This window comes from Bradyrhizobium sp. NAS80.1, assembly GCF_001908205.1.
Lineage (GTDB): Bacteria > Pseudomonadota > Alphaproteobacteria > Rhizobiales > Xanthobacteraceae > Bradyrhizobium.
In genome coordinates, this window is sequence record NZ_LGHL01000012.1 from 1 (window position 1) to 15,858 (window position 15,858).

20 protein-coding genes are annotated in these 15,858 nt (G+C 59.5%); 13 read left to right on the top strand and 7 right to left on the bottom strand.

The genetic code is table 11. From position 1 onward, the window contains the following. The first annotated feature begins 503 nt into the window (after positions 1–503). A complete protein-coding gene (locus AC629_RS03020) occupies positions 504–1,652 on the top strand; it encodes a polysaccharide biosynthesis/export family protein (protein ID WP_245331701.1) in 1,149 nt (382 codons plus the stop codon). 216 nt (positions 1,653–1,868) lie between these two features. Here AC629_RS03020 and AC629_RS46475 read toward each other — a convergent pair whose 3' ends face one another. From AC629_RS46475 to AC629_RS03030, 3 genes are all read right to left on the bottom strand, one after another. Further along, positions 1,869–2,045, bottom strand: coding sequence for a hypothetical protein (locus AC629_RS46475; RefSeq protein WP_168195379.1), 177 nt, complete (start codon positions 2,043–2,045; stop codon positions 1,869–1,871). A 59-nt stretch (positions 2,046–2,104) separates the two neighbouring features. Next, complete coding sequence (locus tag AC629_RS03025) at positions 2,105–2,473, bottom strand: H-NS histone family protein (protein WP_084803307.1); 369 nt, start codon at positions 2,471–2,473, stop codon at positions 2,105–2,107. Positions 2,474–2,973: 500 nt separating this feature from the next. Beyond that, complete coding sequence (locus AC629_RS03030) at positions 2,974–3,168, bottom strand: hypothetical protein (protein WP_084803308.1); 195 nt, start codon at positions 3,166–3,168, stop codon at positions 2,974–2,976. Positions 3,169–3,390: 222 nt separating this feature from the next. Between AC629_RS03030 and AC629_RS46480 the strand changes: the two genes are divergently transcribed. The 3 genes from AC629_RS46480 to AC629_RS44830 all read left to right on the top strand — a co-directional run bounded on the left by AC629_RS46480 (position 3,391) and on the right by AC629_RS44830 (position 5,354). Beyond that, positions 3,391–3,567: a hypothetical protein gene (locus AC629_RS46480; protein WP_168195380.1), complete on the top strand. Its 177-nt coding sequence runs from the start codon at positions 3,391–3,393 to the stop codon at positions 3,565–3,567. Between the two features lie 307 nt (positions 3,568–3,874). Then, positions 3,875–4,540 (top strand): hypothetical protein, encoded by a 666-nt coding sequence (locus AC629_RS44825; protein WP_143198868.1) that lies wholly within the window; start codon positions 3,875–3,877, stop codon positions 4,538–4,540. Next, on the top strand, positions 4,494–5,354 hold the full coding sequence (locus AC629_RS44830; RefSeq protein WP_245331707.1) for an exopolysaccharide biosynthesis polyprenyl glycosylphosphotransferase: 861 nt from the start codon (positions 4,494–4,496) through the stop codon (positions 5,352–5,354). The genes AC629_RS44825 and AC629_RS44830 overlap by 47 nt, the downstream gene beginning before the upstream one ends. 199 nt (positions 5,355–5,553) lie before the next feature. Here the strand turns inward: AC629_RS44830 and AC629_RS03040 are convergent, their stop codons facing one another. Further along, positions 5,554–5,916: an H-NS histone family protein gene (locus AC629_RS03040; RefSeq protein WP_084803370.1), complete on the bottom strand. Its 363-nt coding sequence runs from the start codon at positions 5,914–5,916 to the stop codon at positions 5,554–5,556. 661 nt (positions 5,917–6,577) lie between these two features. Here AC629_RS03040 and AC629_RS03045 point away from each other — a divergent pair. The 3 genes from AC629_RS03045 to AC629_RS03055 all read left to right on the top strand — a co-directional run bounded on the left by AC629_RS03045 (position 6,578) and on the right by AC629_RS03055 (position 9,159). Continuing rightward, positions 6,578–6,934 (top strand): H-NS histone family protein, encoded by a 357-nt coding sequence (locus AC629_RS03045; RefSeq protein WP_084803309.1) that lies wholly within the window; start codon positions 6,578–6,580, stop codon positions 6,932–6,934. A 989-nt stretch (positions 6,935–7,923) separates the two neighbouring features. Further along, positions 7,924–8,415: a putative Ig domain-containing protein gene (locus AC629_RS44835; protein WP_143198869.1), complete on the top strand. Its 492-nt coding sequence runs from the start codon at positions 7,924–7,926 to the stop codon at positions 8,413–8,415. A 288-nt stretch (positions 8,416–8,703) separates the two neighbouring features. Further along, positions 8,704–9,159 (top strand): peptidoglycan-binding domain-containing protein, encoded by a 456-nt coding sequence (locus AC629_RS03055; RefSeq protein WP_084803311.1) that lies wholly within the window; start codon positions 8,704–8,706, stop codon positions 9,157–9,159. A 334-nt stretch (positions 9,160–9,493) separates the two neighbouring features. Here the strand turns inward: AC629_RS03055 and AC629_RS03060 are convergent, their stop codons facing one another. Continuing rightward, positions 9,494–9,715: a DUF2934 domain-containing protein gene (locus AC629_RS03060; protein ID WP_084803312.1), complete on the bottom strand. Its 222-nt coding sequence runs from the start codon at positions 9,713–9,715 to the stop codon at positions 9,494–9,496. A 228-nt stretch (positions 9,716–9,943) separates the two neighbouring features. Here AC629_RS03060 and AC629_RS03065 point away from each other — a divergent pair, with 228 nt between their 5' ends. The 4 genes from AC629_RS03065 to AC629_RS03085 all read left to right on the top strand — a co-directional run bounded on the left by AC629_RS03065 (position 9,944) and on the right by AC629_RS03085 (position 13,710). Further along, positions 9,944–10,741 carry a transglycosylase SLT domain-containing protein gene (locus tag AC629_RS03065; protein WP_084803313.1) on the top strand — a complete coding sequence of 266 codons (798 nt, stop codon included), beginning with the start codon at positions 9,944–9,946 and terminating at the stop codon, positions 10,739–10,741. 69 nt (positions 10,742–10,810) lie between these two features. Further along, positions 10,811–11,485, top strand: a complete 675-nt coding sequence (locus tag AC629_RS03070) for a phasin family protein (RefSeq protein ID WP_245331702.1) — start codon at positions 10,811–10,813, stop codon at positions 11,483–11,485. Positions 11,486–12,087: 602 nt separating this feature from the next. Further along, positions 12,088–12,678, top strand: a complete 591-nt coding sequence (locus AC629_RS46485) for a hypothetical protein (RefSeq protein ID WP_168195381.1) — start codon at positions 12,088–12,090, stop codon at positions 12,676–12,678. A gap of 111 nt (positions 12,679–12,789) precedes the next feature. Continuing rightward, a complete protein-coding gene (locus AC629_RS03085) occupies positions 12,790–13,710 on the top strand; it encodes a hypothetical protein (protein WP_349531074.1) in 921 nt (306 codons plus the stop codon). A 45-nt stretch (positions 13,711–13,755) separates the two neighbouring features. Here the strand turns inward: AC629_RS03085 and AC629_RS03090 are convergent, their stop codons facing one another. Next, the gene (locus AC629_RS03090) at positions 13,756–14,304 is read right to left on the bottom strand and encodes a helix-turn-helix domain-containing protein (protein ID WP_084803317.1); all 549 of its coding nucleotides are present in this window, start codon (positions 14,302–14,304) and stop codon (positions 13,756–13,758) included. A 520-nt stretch (positions 14,305–14,824) separates the two neighbouring features. On the opposite strand from AC629_RS03090, the gene AC629_RS46490 reads away from it, so the two are divergent. Both AC629_RS46490 and AC629_RS03095 read left to right on the top strand, forming a co-directional pair. Further along, positions 14,825–14,998 (top strand): hypothetical protein, encoded by a 174-nt coding sequence (locus AC629_RS46490; RefSeq protein WP_018644642.1) that lies wholly within the window; start codon positions 14,825–14,827, stop codon positions 14,996–14,998. Positions 14,999–15,069: 71 nt separating this feature from the next. Then, positions 15,070–15,420 (top strand): zinc ribbon domain-containing protein YjdM, encoded by a 351-nt coding sequence (locus AC629_RS03095; protein WP_084803318.1) that lies wholly within the window; start codon positions 15,070–15,072, stop codon positions 15,418–15,420. Here AC629_RS03095 and AC629_RS03100 read toward each other — a convergent pair. Further along, positions 15,314–15,853, bottom strand: coding sequence for a VOC family protein (locus AC629_RS03100; RefSeq protein ID WP_168195382.1), 540 nt, complete (start codon positions 15,851–15,853; stop codon positions 15,314–15,316). The two genes, AC629_RS03095 and AC629_RS03100, sit on opposite strands and share 107 nt — an antisense overlap. Positions 15,854–15,858: the final 5 nt, after the last annotated feature.

Below are 15,858 nucleotides of genomic sequence, written 5' to 3' on the forward strand. Positions count from 1 at the left end.
CCGGATCACCCCGCCAGGCGCATCCACGAACTGCTGCCCTGGAATTGGCAGCCTCAAAGCGTCGCTCACGCCGCTTAAGCGCTGATCAGCCTTCCGCCAAAAAACGGCCTAGCCGGGGGCCTTCGCCGGATGCGTACCCTCAACGAGACCGACATCAAGGCAATGTCGCGCTACGACACGCAACGCAGCGACTACTACCGGGACGAACAGACGAACACTACATCCGTATGGGTTGACCGGCTCAAACTGACGAATTCAGACCCCACCCAGGGTCGGGGGCGGCGCCCGTTCCGTCATGCTGTTGCATATCGGCAACAATTACCGGTTACGCTTCAGGTTAGCGCGACGATTCGTTGGTCTGAATCGTTAATAAATGTACGTTACTGTTATTGGGACGAGGTGGGGGTACCAACCGTTATATGCTGCGAGGATGCGGGAGGATCGTTGCTGGTCTTTTGGCGCTATCTAGCGCTGGGTGCATCATCACGCCTGGATCCGGACCATTGTCGACCGACGTCCGATCGGCATCGGAAGGAGTCGAGCCCGCCAGCCTCCCTTACGCCCTGGTCAAGCTGACACCCGAGGTTGTCGAAGTTCTCGGCCGCTATACGCCAAGGCTGTCCTCGGCCTTTGCCGCCAAGACGCCGCCCAAGGCGTTCCGCTTCGGCGTAGGCGACACGGTCAGCGTCACCATATTCGAATCCGGAGCTGGCGGCCTCTTTACGTCCGACGCCGGCATCCGCGCCGGCAACTTCGTCACGGTACCAAACCAGGCAGTGGACGAGAAGGGTTACATTGCCGTTCCGTACGCAGGCACCATCCGGGCACTGGGCCGCACCCCTTCGGAGATGCGTGACGAGATCACGGACAAACTCAAGAGCCGGGCTCTCGAACCACAAGTTGTCGTGGCTTTGGCTGAGCAAAACACGTCCTTGATCAGCGTCCTTGGCGACGTGCGGGCTGGCGGCCGTTTCCGCGCGAGCCCGTCCGGCGAGCGCATTGTCGATGCCATCGCGCGCGCCGGCGGCCCCGTAACGCAAGGCTATGACATGTGGGTGTCGCTCGAACGCACGGGACACCGGGCAAGCGTTCCGTTCGGCGCGTTGATGTACGAGCCTTCCAACAATATCTTTGTGCTGCCGAACGACATCATCTATCTCTATAGCCAACCGCAAACTTTTGTCGCGTTCGGCGCGTCTGGCTTTCAGGGGCAATTCAAGTTCGACGCATGGCGTATTTCGCTTGCCGAGGCAGTCGGCAAGCAGGGCGGCATGAACGATGGATTGGCCGATCCATCCTCGGTCTTCCTCTATCGGGGCGAAACGCGGGAGGTGGCCAAGGAAATGGGTGTCGATTGCAGGCCCTTTAAGGGCCCGATCATTCCCATCATCTATCTGATCAATTTACGCGATCCGTCGGGCTATTTCCTCGCTCAAACCTTCGAAATGCGGAACAAGGACGTCATCTACACGTCCAACGCGGCAGCAGTCGAGACCACCAAATTCCTGATCTTCCTGCGAACGATCATGGCCACGGTAAACGACCCGATCATCTACGCCACCAACGCGTACGCGCTGAAAGCCGCCGCCTCTGGCACCGGATCACCCACGATCATCACGACGCCCCAGCCGATTACCAGTACGGTTCGCTAGTGTGCGGCGCGACGCCAAGTCGGCATGATCACCTGTCCCATCTGCTTCGGGGCCGCGCAGCGACATCGCCATCCCCTTGATCGGCCGGCATTCCTTTCCGGTTGTATACCGGATGAACCACAGCCGATGCGAGTCAGGCCATAGGCTCCGCGATCGTCGTCCCGGGGGCTCATTGCTCAATATGCACTGCATGTACGCGCGAGCCGCGCTTTGCCGTCAGATGCGGGCCGATTGTCTCTCCTGGACCATCGTGGTCCTTCCCAGCGGTGCCGCCGGTGCCGTCAACACCGGCGCCGCACCCTCGCCTAGCACCGGCACAGGCTTCGCGATCGTCGGCCTGATGATGCTGATCGGAGGTCGTGTCGTCGTGTGGCCCTTGCTAAAGGCATGCACGCGACCTCCGGAGCTGCCATTGCGCCGACCCGATGTCGGGGATTTATGGCTCTCCAGGATCAGGCGCGTTGCCGGCCCTTGGACCCCCCCTCGCTGATCCGAAACTCTTCGATCTGCCTTCCTGATTTCATCGCGGCGACAAGCCAGCGGGGCAGCTTGCCGCGTCCCGACCAGGTCTCGGAGGTCTTCGGATTGCGGTACTTTGGGAGCACTCTCGGATACTTTCGCCGCGGCTTCTCGCGCCGGAGCGTGCGAGCATCACCCGAATCCGGCATGTCAGCCACGCCTTGGCTAAGAACCGCCAGTCTCTTCTCAAGTTCGCGCTTCTCTGCCTCCATCCGGGCCGACAGTATAGCGCTGATCTTCTCGTGAAGTGACCAGAGATCACCAAGAGGCATGGACTTGAGTTCGATTTCTTTAGCCGACATGCGCTTGTCCCCGGCGCCACGCCCATATAATGGGCTGTCATATTTCCTTGTTTAATTTGCAATAGAGGAAAAACAAAGAAATTACTGAGGCAAACTCAGGAGAAATTAGCCATTTTGCACAATTTTGTGCGAACAGCCTGTTCCAGAAGCTGCACCTAGCGAGGACAACTCGCAATAAAATCTACCGCCTAATTCAAAAGGGGTAGATGGCGCAGAATTCGCGCAGGCCTCTCGGATTTCAGAACTGGCAACGAACTCGAGCGGGAGAAAAAACCAGAGGCCGCACTGGAACACGCAACTGCCGGGCGGCGGAGGGGCTAGCAGCGCTTCTTCAACCCTGCCCTTACCAGCGGGCCATTGTCGGCGCCCTTGAGCGCGAGCGCCGGCAGCAACGGCGTCTATGCCTATGGCGGCACAAGCACGACCGGGCTGCTTCCGAGCAACACGTTCAACTCCGCCAATTACTTGGCCGACGTTGTGTTCCAACCACAAGTGGTCGGCTAGTCTGGATGAAAGTGAGGCAGCAAAGATTTGCTGCCTGTGACCGTGCTGAACGGATTGCCCAGTCGAGCAAAGGGGCGCTCCTCGATGCGGATCGAATTTTCCGATGTCGTGGTGATGAGCGAGAACTCGGAGTTGCCGGAAACGATGCGCGCGACGCGCCGGAAAATCATCGCTGCACGCAATCCGGACATGCCTGATCGAATCCGATTTCGGCAAAGCTGCTGCGATCGGCTTGCTAGGTATCGGCACAACATCATCGCCACTGTGCAGGTGGCGTCACAAGTCGCCCCTCTGCGGTAGGTAACCGAGGCACTGGCCTCTGGAGTTTTCCCATCGAACGTCTCGGATGACCGCCTCCCTGACGTGGCCGCTGCACCGAAATTTGACCTGAACTACCGTGGATTAGCGCCGGCATGCGCCAAGCCGGTGCCTTCTTCCCGCTCGGCTTTGTGCGCAAGAACTATGAGGTGAACGTGCTTCTACCGCGCCAACTCACGCAAGAGTTCAGCCGCCGATCGGTCGACATCAAGAAGGGCAAGGTCATGCTCTCGTCTTCAATGAGCGACTTGTTTCGCCGGCCAACCAGGTAACCCGTCTCGAGCTCGAGCGGCTCGCGGTTCCGGCGCGGCGCGCTCCCGGGCGCCTCTCCTGGATGATCGGCGCCGCGCACCAACGCTCCATCCACGGAAGTCAATTGATGCATTGCGAGATCGCAGTTTCCGGAAGCAGACCCTTCGGGTTCTGAGGCCCTGTCTCCCGCGCGCACGAGTGCCCACGGAAGCCCCCGGGGCGAGCGGCTGGGTATTTAATATTTAATTATTTTAAGCTAGCGACCCGCGCCACTTTAGGATATTTAATACTTCATTAAATACCAACCGCGAACGAATAGATTTACCAATGATTTCAAAGACTCGCATTATTCCAATCGACACTCACAGCGAGATGGCAAGATCCGCGCTCGGTTCAATGATGAGGGCCAATCGGAAATGGCCGATAAGCTACAGATCAATCGAGGCAATGGTGATTTGTGGCGACCTGTTCGCGATCCTGATTGCCAGCATCCTTTCTACCCTGCTTTTCCCCGCGCATGGTGTCTGGACTGCAACCGACATCGGCAGGGCCATCGGTTCGGCCATTGTCGTCTCGGCCCTTTGCGTCTCGCTCCTGAAGACGCGGGGCATGCATACCCCGGCCGAGTTGCTTGATTTGGGCCATCAGGTCCATGCGGTGTGCCTTTGCTGGGCGGTCGTATTCCTTCTACTGGCCGCAGCGGTCAGCGCCCTCAACTTAGGATCCGAACTTTTCCACGGCGCCGGCGCTACGTTTGCTGTCGTCGGACTGGTGATGTTGATCGGACAGCGCGTTTTTGTGAGGGCGCTGGTGCTAAAGGGCCTCAGCGAGCGCAAATTCTCGGGGGGGAAATATCATACTGCTCACCGATCAGGCGCGATCACGCGAAACCGGGCTGGCACGGACGCTTACAGCACTTGGTTTTCGCGTAGGCGGATCGTTTTGCCTGCCTCGAACAGGCGCGAGCTCGAACCATCGCAAGCGGCTAATTGATGTCGTCGTCAGGCATGCCCGAGGCACCGACATCGAAGAGGTCATCGTCGAGGCGGATCCGAACCGGTGGCCCGAACTGCGCGAATTCATTGCAGAGCTTAGAGTTTTGCCAGTTCCCGTAGTGTTCGTTCCGGTCGGAGCCGGGTCGGAAATGTTCGGCCGGCCGACGCGAGATTTCAGAAATGCCGTCGGTGTCGAGGTACAGCGCAGACCCCTCACGCACGTCGAATGCGCTGCCAAGCGATGCATCGACATAATTGGGGCTGGAATCTGCCTGATCCTGCTGATGCCTCCTTTGGCGCTGATCGCTGCCGCCATCAAATTGGACTCCGCCGGACCTGTTTTCTTCAGGCAGCAGCGCTGCGGCTTCAATGGCCGCAGCTTCACGATCTACAAATTTCGCACCATGCGGGTGTTGGAGGATGGCTGCTCGGTTATCCAAGCGGCCCCCCGTGACCGTCGCGTGACCAGGGTCGGCAGATGGCTTCGCAGGACGAGCGTTGACGAACTGCCGCAACTTCTGAACGTACTGGAGGGAAGCATGTCGCTGGTCGGACCACGACCGCACGCGATAGCGCATGATACCGAGTTTGACCTTGCCGTGCAGCAGTACGCCTATCGACGGCGGGTGAAGCCCGGGCTGACTGGCTGGGCCCAGATACATGGTAGCCGCGGTCCGACGCCAACGAGGGCGTTAATCGAACAGCGGGTCACGTATGATCTCTGGTACATCGACAATTGGAGCCTTCAACTGGATCTTGCGATCCTTCTCCGGACTCCAATGGAGGTGTTGCGATCGCGTAATGCCTTCTGAAGCGCAATTGGCAATCACGTCGCGCTTTGGATCCGGTTCCGACGCCTCCTGCAATCGTACAGAAGATCATGGAGCAATGGGCGATCATAGCGCAGCGGCTTCAGTGGCGATCGCTGGCGTGGGCGCCCGTCATTGGCAACTCAACCGAGTTCGTCAATCGACCTTGCGCGTCTCGATGCGTCAATACGCATGTCCGAAATCAGGCCCTTCGGCGACCTTTAGCGCCAGTGTCGCCGATACGAAACTCCTCGATCTTCTTCCCGGATTTCATGGCTGCCACGAGCCATCGAGGAAGTTTGCCCCGCCCCGACCAGGTCTCGGATGTCTTTGGATTGCGATACTTCGGAAGCACTCTCGGATATTTCCGACGCGGCTTCTCCCTCTGCAGGGCGTCCATTGCATCGGGGCGGCTCACCACGCCCCGGCTCAAGACCGCCAGACGCTTCTCCAATTCTCGCTTTTCCGCCTCGATACGCGTCGCCAAGATCGCACTGATCTGCTCGTGCAGGGACCAGAGATGATCGAGCGACATCGCCTCAAGTTCGGTTTTGCTTAACGTCATGCTCATTCCGCGCATCATTCCTGACTGTGTGTCATATGACCTCATTCCTTTTTTTTCAAGTGGCTTATACGCCTGAAAGGCGCTTGAAATTTAATATGCTAATAACTGTCCCGGAGCCCTAAATTTAGACTTACCCGGTTCGATATCTAGCCTCACAGCCAGGAGCGCCGCACAGGAGGTCCCCATTCCGTGACGCCGACGCCGGCCGCTGCCGCCTTTGAATTGTGACACAAGGCCCGGGGACCACGCCCTTGATGCGTCGCCCCACCCACGGACGTAGGCGCGAGCGTATCAACTGGATATCCCTCAAAGCCAACCGCCGAAGCTCGATCTGGGCCTTCAGCGTTGGGATGTCGCACAATTCGCGCGTCGGAACAATGAAACAACCAATGACTGCACCAAGGTCGGAAAGAGGGGCTTCAACTTGGGTCATTACCAGCTCCCTACACTACAAACTTAAAACTCGCATCCAATTCTCAATTTGTGCACAAGCGGGCCGCCTCGCAGCATGCCTCGAAACAACCTTTTATCAAGCATTAAATAATGGCATAATATTTAAATGATGATAATGCCTACTTTCTGACGACCAAGAACTGTTCGAAAGAGAGCTGTATCTGCAGAAAAACATTTGGCCCAAGTATTATCCGATGAAGAGCGCGCGATGCACAAATCCGATTTGGATGCCATGGCTTTTGATGATCTTTGGCTCCTCCACGAGGAGGTCACTAGGATTCTGTCGGAAAAGATCCGGGCAGAGAAACTAGAGCTGGAGAAACGTTTGGCTCAGCTCACCCCTTCCAACCCGGTTTCACAAAGCGGCCAGTCACTCGGAACCGAGCGAGCCCGCCGCCCGTATCGCAAGGCGACTCCAAAGTACTTCAACCCGATGCAACCGGGCGAAACCTGGTCCGGCCGAGGCAAGCAGCCCCGATGGCTGACCGCCGCCCTGCAATCCGGGCACAAGCTTGAGGAGTTCGCGATCGAAGCAAGCGACGAGGGAAGCGAAAAGCCGACCTAGGCGCGCCGTCGTGGCCAGGGTCAACTGTGCAACTGCGGACCGAATCTCGCCTCTTCGCGCGCATGAGCAATGTGTCTGGCGAGGTTGGCACGAATGCCCGATATCTCACCGAGAAGGACGTCACACAGTTGAATTCGACAAGAAATGACGGTGGGAGTCGCCCCCTCACCATTCAATTGATAAAGCCGGGCTTGAGCCAGCCTGATCGTTTGGAGGGAACTCCAAAGGGAAGTGCTACCAGAGTCATAAACACCGGTCATTGCTTCGCTTCCTCCTGCCCATACAAAAAGAAATAAAAATCTCAGGTGAATAATAAAGCCAAAAAAAAATAACCGACAGTCGTCCGAGGCGCCTGTTTCATCCTCTCGCGATCGGCGCCTCGCTCCTCGCATTCTGATGGAATCTAGATACATCGTGCTTGCCAACGTTAGCAAGGATCCGTAGGTGACCCAACGTGCCCCGGAACACATTGCATCGGCTACACCGCACGGGCGTCGAAGAAGGAGCCCCTTCGGCAAAATCGAAGCAGACGCTCAGAGAACTGCAAGCTTCACAAATTAACGCAAATTCGGCGCGGGAATCCATAACTGGCGATCCTTATCCCGAATTTCAATTGAAATGAAACCACGCCGGCTAACCAGCCGAGAGGTTTCGCGGCACTAATCTTCTGAAACGAACTTCATCGAATATCTAAATTGCCTGATTGCCTCATACGCTGCGTCAACAACGCGCATGAGGCTCGCTGATTGAAGGGATTGACCCCATCGCAGAATTTAATATCATTTTTGACTTGCTGCAATCCCCACTCGAGCACTATTTTAAAATAGTATTAACCGCGTTATTCACTGCAGACATTATCATCCATTACTTTGCGTCGAGCGTTGAAGATGGAGACTTCGGCTCGAAATCCTCATAGGGGCGCAGCTTCGACTCGGCACGCTGACTGTCTCTCATCACATCCGTTTCGGCTTTGCGATAGAGCGGGCATCATGAGTTCATTAAAGGCGATTTCCGGGTGGCATCACCTGGCTCTCGAACGGCGGACTTGGCAGAACATATTTCAAAGCGTGACGAAGACGGCGACGTCCGTCAGCTTTGGCGCGGCAGCGGGTACAGCTTCACGCACATTCGCATATACGGTCAACGGAAAAAACGCCGCCGTACAAATTTTGCGGCTGGCGATCGACACGCCGAGGGATGGCTTCAGCCGTGCGATGCGTGTTGGTGCAGGCAACACCTCGACCGCACCGCTTCACAGCGGCAACGACGCCCCGAACCTGGTCAGCCTACCCCCCAACCAGGAGCCAACCGTCGGGTCGCCATTCTCTCTGACACTGCCGGCCGCAATCTTCATTGACGTCGATGCCGGCAATACGCTCGCCGATGCGGCAACCGCCGCTAGCGGGACGGTTCCGCCCAGCCGGGTCACATTCAACGCATCGACACGCACATTCAGCGCTCCCCCCCGCATCAGCCGATGATCGGGCCGATGCCGAGCTCCAACCCCAACTTAAGGACAAAGACGCGCCGGGATCGATGGCGAGCCGAAACAAGTTACTCGAATCCGCGCTTCCCTCGACGCATGTCTCGCCCCAAGCGAAAACGGGTTCGACCCGGAAATTTGGCGCGATCGCAACGACCCCTTTCCTCCCTGGTGCGCCTGAAGTTGTGACGGCGAACCAGATCCTTGGGCCGCAGAGATAGATCGCAAGCGAAGCGCATAAGACTAGATACTTCTACCCCACATTTCATCACGAAGGCTATCCACCATGGCTAAGCCAACCATTCAACGAGGTTCAACGGGACAGCTCGTTAAGGACGCTCAGCAGGCGCTGGTTGATCGGGGCTACTGGATAGGAACGGCGGGAGTGGACGGCAAGTTTGGAAATCATACTTTTCGCGGCGTCATCGATTACCAAAGTGATCGGTCGGAAGGCGAACATTGGGCCTTTTCGTTTCCTCTCGAAGTTGACGGCGTTGTGGGTCCGCAGACCTGGGGCAGACTACTCCCCGATACTATTAAACAAGGCGACAAGGGTGCAGGCGTGAGACTTGCGCAGTGGATCCTCAAGGATGCAGGCCTTCCTAACTGGGATCCCGGGCTCGTCGACGGTGATTTCGGTCCGAACACTACGCGAGCAGTGACCAACTTCCAGATAGACAACGGAATCACACCGGCCAACGGTGAAGTTGGACCCGAGACCTGGCTGTGGCTCTGGGGTTGACGAAATTCCGGAGCTCACCTTCGAGACTTCTCTGTACCCCTCGATTCCTGCGAGGGGCATCTCACAACCGGCCCATCAAGAACCCAAGCACAAACCTCGCTGGCTGTTCTAAAACGAGGGAGCGCGGCCATGCCGGCTAACATCTATCGCGTCAACGACTTGGCTTCTGAGATCAGCCGATGGGTTTCTCAAGCGCTCAATTGAGACGACGTCTGTGCGAGCCCTGGCGGTGATCCGCGAAGATAGAAATTCGTCAGGCAAAACTGATAGCAACGGGGAAGCCGAGCCGCCCCGTCCGCTCGTACTCGCGTCGTCCGAACCCGGGCCGTATGGATCAGCCAGCGCGAGTCCTGCCCTTTCCAGACCGCGCACGTCTGACAGGCTTGGCCGCGACCTTGTCAAATCTCGCAACGGTATTGGTCGCGCTTTCGACCGATGTCATGAGAATTTCGTGTTGAGCATTCAGCCAATAGCTGTCCGCCTTGCCCTCGGGTTGACCATCGGCGAGCCAAAGGTAGTAGGCGTGTTCGCGAATTGCCTCTTCAAGATCTGGCATGGGGATTCTCCTGAGATGCGCCCAGCCCCGGCAAAAAGTCTTGCCCCTGCAAGGTTAATGAAATCTTAATTTCATAGCGCGTAGGACGGGTGGAGCGACTTGTCCGCCGTAGCTCCAAGAGCGAAGGCGGAAGCGATACCCATCAATTGCGGGCCGCGACAATGATGGGTTTCGCAAGGGCTCAACCCATCCTATGGGCTATGCACCCTGCCCGCTCGAACAAAACCCATGCCAAGAAAAAGCACGAGCCTCCTCCCACACCTTCGCAGCTTCCGGCGGGGCGCTCGGTGGGTGCGAAAGACGTTCGCGCGAGCACCGCGGACAATTCGGATCTCGGGCAGCGTGGCGGTCCTGCTTGCGGTCGCAGCGCTCGTGAACATCGTCTATCACGTGATCCGCAAGCCGACCGAGCTGTTTGTCTTTGTCGGCAACTCCCTCGACAAGGATCCATCAGAGAATTGGCGGCAATACGCGCCGCTCTTCCGCAAGCATTCCACCGATACGATCACGCCCGAATTGCTGGCCGCGCTGGCGCAGGTCGAGAGTTCGGGCAACCCGGTGGCGCGCACCTACTGGCGCTGGCGATTCAGCCTCAATCCCTTCGCGATTTACCGGCCCGCCTCCAGCTCCGTCGGCCTCTACCAGATGACCGATCCGGCCTACGCGGAGGCCGCGCGGTTCTGTGTCCGTGGGAACGCGGTCAGGGATACCGGCTGCGGGTTCACCAGCCTCTATATCCGCACGATCCCGAGCCACGCCATCGAGCTGGCGTCCGTGTATCTGGACCGCAACGTGGCTGATGTCCTCACCCGCGCGGGCGATGCGAAGGCCAGCGCACGGCAGAAGCAGGATCTGGCCGCCTTCATCCATCTCTGCGGCGCAGGTCCCGCCACAGCCTACGCGCGCCGCCACTTTCAGACGACAGCAGGCGAACGCTGCGGCGATCACCTCGTCGCAAGCTATATCTCACGCGTCAACGCGATGAAGCGGCAGTTTCTGCGCCTTGCGGTGGATGACGGTGGTTAGCTCGCAGGATGGTCAAGACCCGGCAGGTGGCCTTGCCGATGCCCGGCCAAATCTCACCACACGGCCGCCATGCAAGCGACAACCCGCAATCGCGATTTCAGCGCAAACGCGACGGAGGCTTGCGGCTTCAGCGATATTCAGGAGCCATTTGCCATGTTGGGTGCGGTGGGAAATAAGCCGACGGGAAAATCCGGCCAGCGCGGCGGGAAGAAGAAGAAGGCCGGGCAACGGACCGGGGCCGGCGAGCAACACGCAACTGCAGCCCATCAATTGCCGGATGCCTCGGCGGAGATCAGCCAAGAGAACAAGCAAGAGAACAAGCAAGAGACCGAGCAAGAGATAGGACAAGAGACGAGCCGAGAGATCAGTGCGCGGATACCGTCGGCTGCAGCCTTGCCGGGCGAGGCTTCCGGGATGGAGATCGCTGCAAGCGCGCCCGCCGCAGCGGTGGAACCCTTCCAGGCCAGCAGGCAGGCGATTGCCGATGCCTATAGCGACTACACGAGGACGTCGCTTGAGCAGGCCTGGACCTTCCTGGGAAAGCTCGCGGCGGCGCGCTCACCCGTCGAGGCCTTTGAGCTTCAGATGGAGTACGCGAAACAGGTGTGCGAATCGTTTGTCGCCGAATCCCAGAAGATCGCCGAGTTGCATGGACAATTGACCAGGCAAAGGGTCATGAATTTTGAGGGGTTCGTGGCCAGGCTCACCCAGACGACGCTCGAAATCCGCGCGACACGTCACTAACGACAGATCCCGAGCCACGCCATCGAGCTGGCATCGGTGTATCTGGACCGCAATGCGCCTTGCGGAGGATGACCGTGGTTAGCAGGCGCAGCCCGTAGGATGGGTAGAGCTCTTGCGAAACCCATCATTCCACGACGGCTGTCGATGGGTTTCGCTCCGCTCTACCCATCCTACGAACTCGCGGCGGATGCCGGCGATTAGCGCGTCCGTCGATGGCCGATCACCACATGCCGAAGAATGTGATCGTCGTTCACCACCAATATGGCCACCGCCACCCCTCATAGCGGACCCACGACGACACCAGCGGCGGGCCGTATGGATCGACCCGGTCGTCCTCAGGGCGATAACGATATCGTGGAACAATATAATAATCCCACGGAGTTGGCCTGAGCACGGGCGCCGTGACAACAAGCCTCTGTTGTTCACGAACGACTGGGGCTTTCCGCGTCCGGGCTTCAGCACCTGATATCCCAAGGTTACACAGCACCAGTGCCGTTCCGAGCGCACACGTGACGGTGATGATCTTCATGCGTTGGCCTCCTCCCCAGAGAGTGCTCAAGGACGCAAAGCAAGGCAAGCTAATTCGCGCTCGAGTTGTTTGAATGACCGCTGTCGGTTTCGCGAAACGGATCATGCCGCAAGGCAAAATCGGATCACGACTGTTCTTTCAGGATCGGTGCACCAAGCTCATCGAAACGAAAGAGTTGAAATATCCGCTGGCCGTCGAAGTCGAGGACCCTCAAATCATCGGTCTCCTGCAGATTGCTTTCGACCGCTTGAAAGTGCCCGCCGTAGCGCGCTCTGGCGAGCGACAAGGGAACCTCGAACGCGACGAACTTGCCGATCCCCTTGTGCCTGAGCACCTCAAGGAGCTTCGGGTCGTGCAGGGACTCATGGGATGTGAGAATGAGCAACGGACCGCTCGCCGTGAACAGCAAAAGCGATTTCATCGGATCTCCTCCGTTTGCGGCGACCCTAGCCCGGATGAGCCAACGGGTCGGCGCGAAGCGCCGCCCGACATCCGGGAAGCCAACCGCTCAAATCCCCCCGGCCAACGCATCATACCCCCTCTTCACAAACGCCAGCAGACAAAACCCGCGCCCGAACGGATCGGCCAGCATGGCGATCCGGCGAACGCGCTGCCGATCAGCGGCCCCCTGCTCCACGCAACCGGACGCGATACCCGGTCATAATTTCTCCGTCGCTCTCGCGTTGTCTTGGGCGGCGGCGAGGACTATCGTCACGATGATCTCGTGACTGCCGCACTTATTCCGCTCACGCCAGACTGAATGGAGAGCGCATCGTTGCCGGAGACGAACGACCCCAAGCCGGACGAACCCAAGCCGGACGAACCGCGCGCCGATGGCGACCTGACGCGGGCGTATGAACGGATCAAGAGCGCCGAGGAAGACCTTGCGCGCCTGGACCGGCTGGTTTCCGGAATGGAAAGCGGCAGCGACGGCCCGTCAACCTCGCAGTCAAAGGCCAGTGCCGGGCCAGACGACGATCCCCCGGAAAAGCCCTCATCGCCGCAGAGCGAGGTTCACCAGGAAAGCCCGAAAGAGAATCGGCCCATAGTACGGGCCTTCGTTGGCCTGTTGCTGGCGATAGGCGTCCTTGGTGCTGCGTTCGCTTCGCAATATCGCGATGAGGCCAGAGCGATCATGGCGCGATGGGCTCCGCCGGTCTCGAGCCCACCCCCGCAAACGTTCGAGATGCGCAGCCCGGCGGCTCCACCACCGGTCAAGCTCGCTGCTGCCGATGACCAGGTGCCCGTGCCGGCGCCACCGGTCCAAAAGAACGCAGAGAGCAATCCGCCGACCGCCGCCACGCCGCCCGATCAGAAACCCGCCGAGTTGGCGCAATCGCTCAAGGCCATCACAGACCAGCTTGCGAGCATCAACGAAAAGCTCGAGCAACTAAAGAGCCGTCACGAGCAGACGCAGCACGAGCAGGCAGACGCCATTCGACGGCTCAAAACGGCGCAGGAGAAGGACGCAAGCGACAGTGCGCGCCTCGCAGCGCAGGTCCAGGCGCTGCAGACGCAGCTCACTGCATCATCCGCCGCCGCCAAACCCGCGACGCGGAGCGTGGTGAAGGAGAGCGATTCGGTTGCGCGCCCGCACGTCCAGGCGGCCGCGCCACCTCGGCGGCCCAGGCCGCCGCGAGGACCCTGGATGCCCCCGCCCTATATGGTCGACCCCTACGGCGATATGGATTGGTGAGTCCGTAGAGCGGATTATGCCGAAGGCGCCGTGATGTGCAGCGCGCTAAGCCGCGTCGACTTCCCCTGATACATCGCTCGGCGTCGGCCCCGCAACGAGCCGGTCGAGACTGACCAGCAAGAGATCGGCGATACGCATCAGCTGGTAGAGCGGAATGTCCGCCTCTCCCTTCTCGGCCAGCGACAAGAAACCGGCCGGCACGCCAATGAGCTCCGCCAGCTGGACTTCGGTGTAGCCGCGGGTCTCGCGCGCGCTTCTGACGCGCGCACCGATCCCAAGCCTGTGCCGGGACTGCTCGTCCGCGGTCATCATGGCAGCCTGCTCGTCCGGGCTCGCATAACCATCGGCGAACGCGCTGCCGATCAACCTGCCCTTGCGCCAGGCGACCCGGCAGCCCTTGCGCAGTCCATTGTTGAAGATCAGCGTGAATTGCTCGGCGACCCATAGCGAGCTGTTGAGTTGCAAACGGGCGCCGCTGCCTGAGACATCGCGGATCGTACAGGGGACGCTGACGGTGCTGCCGGTGCCATTGTCGAACTCGACAATGCCGGTCCTCAACGTCTGATGTCTGACTGCAGCACGATACTCGCTCATGACCCGTACGCTCCCGTAACCTCAGGCAATTTTCGAACGGCGTAGCCGACGCACCCTTAAAATTCAGGCGTACGTCCCTGGAATTTTCCGTAACTCCTCCACCGGTTCAACCGGGACCGGACGCCATGGTAAAGGATTTGCTGCTAATCGATCCTTTGCGGCCGCGGCGCGCGACGATATGCCGGCAAACGTAGCCCGGATGAGCGAAGCGATATCCGGGGGGAATGATGCGACGGCGCCGGTCCCGGATTTCGCTTCGCTCATCCGGGCTACGAAGCTCTTGGCCCCCGAGAGCCCGCCACCATGCCATAATGCCCCTGTTTTGCCCGACGCGTCAAACACAATTCGGTATCGCCGAAATGAGGCCAGGGCGGCCGTTTCTACTTTGCATGGGGTTGTTTTCGAGATTTTTGTCGGACGCCCGGCAGGGGCGCCATCCGCAGACGAAATTGATCTGCATCAAGAGATCGGTGCGAGGCCCGTAGGAAGAGATGCAGCGCAATCGCTCGGAGGGGTCACCATGAACGGCAATCGCTACTACGGCGTCCGCGTCGAGGGCGCGAAATACGGCGTCGGCTTCGGCTCGGCACTCGCCATCGCGATCTCCTACACCAACAACCATTCGATCCTGTGGGCGATCATCCACGGGATCTTGGGCTGGCTCTACGTGATCTTTGTCGCCCTGTTTCGGTGACGAGCTACTTGCCAACCTGCGCGCATCCAGCTTACACCGCCCGCAGCTTTTTCCTGACATCGAGACCAGCCATGAACGACGCAACGAAGTGCCCGAAATGCGGTTCGGAGCATGCCTATCAGGATCGCGATCTCTGGGTCTGTCCGGAGTGCGCCCATGAATGGAGCGCCACGGGCGATGCGGCTGCGCAGGTCCCGCAGGAGGCCGGCGTGCGCGATGCCCATGGCAATCTGCTCGCTGATGGCGACAGCGTCATCGTGATGAAGGACCTCAAGGTCAAGGGCTCGTCATCTGTCGTGAAGGGCGGCACCAAGGTCAGGAACATCCGCCTTCAGGAGGCCACCGACGGCCACAACATCGCCTGCAAGATCGACGGCATCGGCGCGATGAACCTGAAATCTGAGTTCGTGAAGAAGGCGTAGCACCCCGACGCCTCCCGGTCGTTCCGATCCTAGCCGCCAGGCAGCGCGCGTCATACCCCTTCGCGTTGAACGCCAGCAGACAAAATCCGTGCCCGAACGGATCGGCCAGCATAGCGATCCGGCCATAGGGCGCGTCGCGCGCGGGTGCCTCCAGGATCGCGCCGGCGCGAAGTGCGCGCTCGACTGCGACGTCGACATCGTCGACGACGACGTCGATATGCAGCGGCATCCAGTGCCGTTCGTAGCGGCGGCGGTCGTCGCCCGCACCCAGCGTGCCGGCCTGCTTGGTCAGCAGATACACCGGCGCGGGCCAGCCGAGCAGCTCGACGAAGTCGGTGCCAAAGCGGCGCCCCACGGTCAGGCCGAAGGCGGCCGTGTAGAAGGTCGTGGCGGCGGCGACGTCGGGGACGTCGATGTTGAGCAGGAAGGTCATGGCGG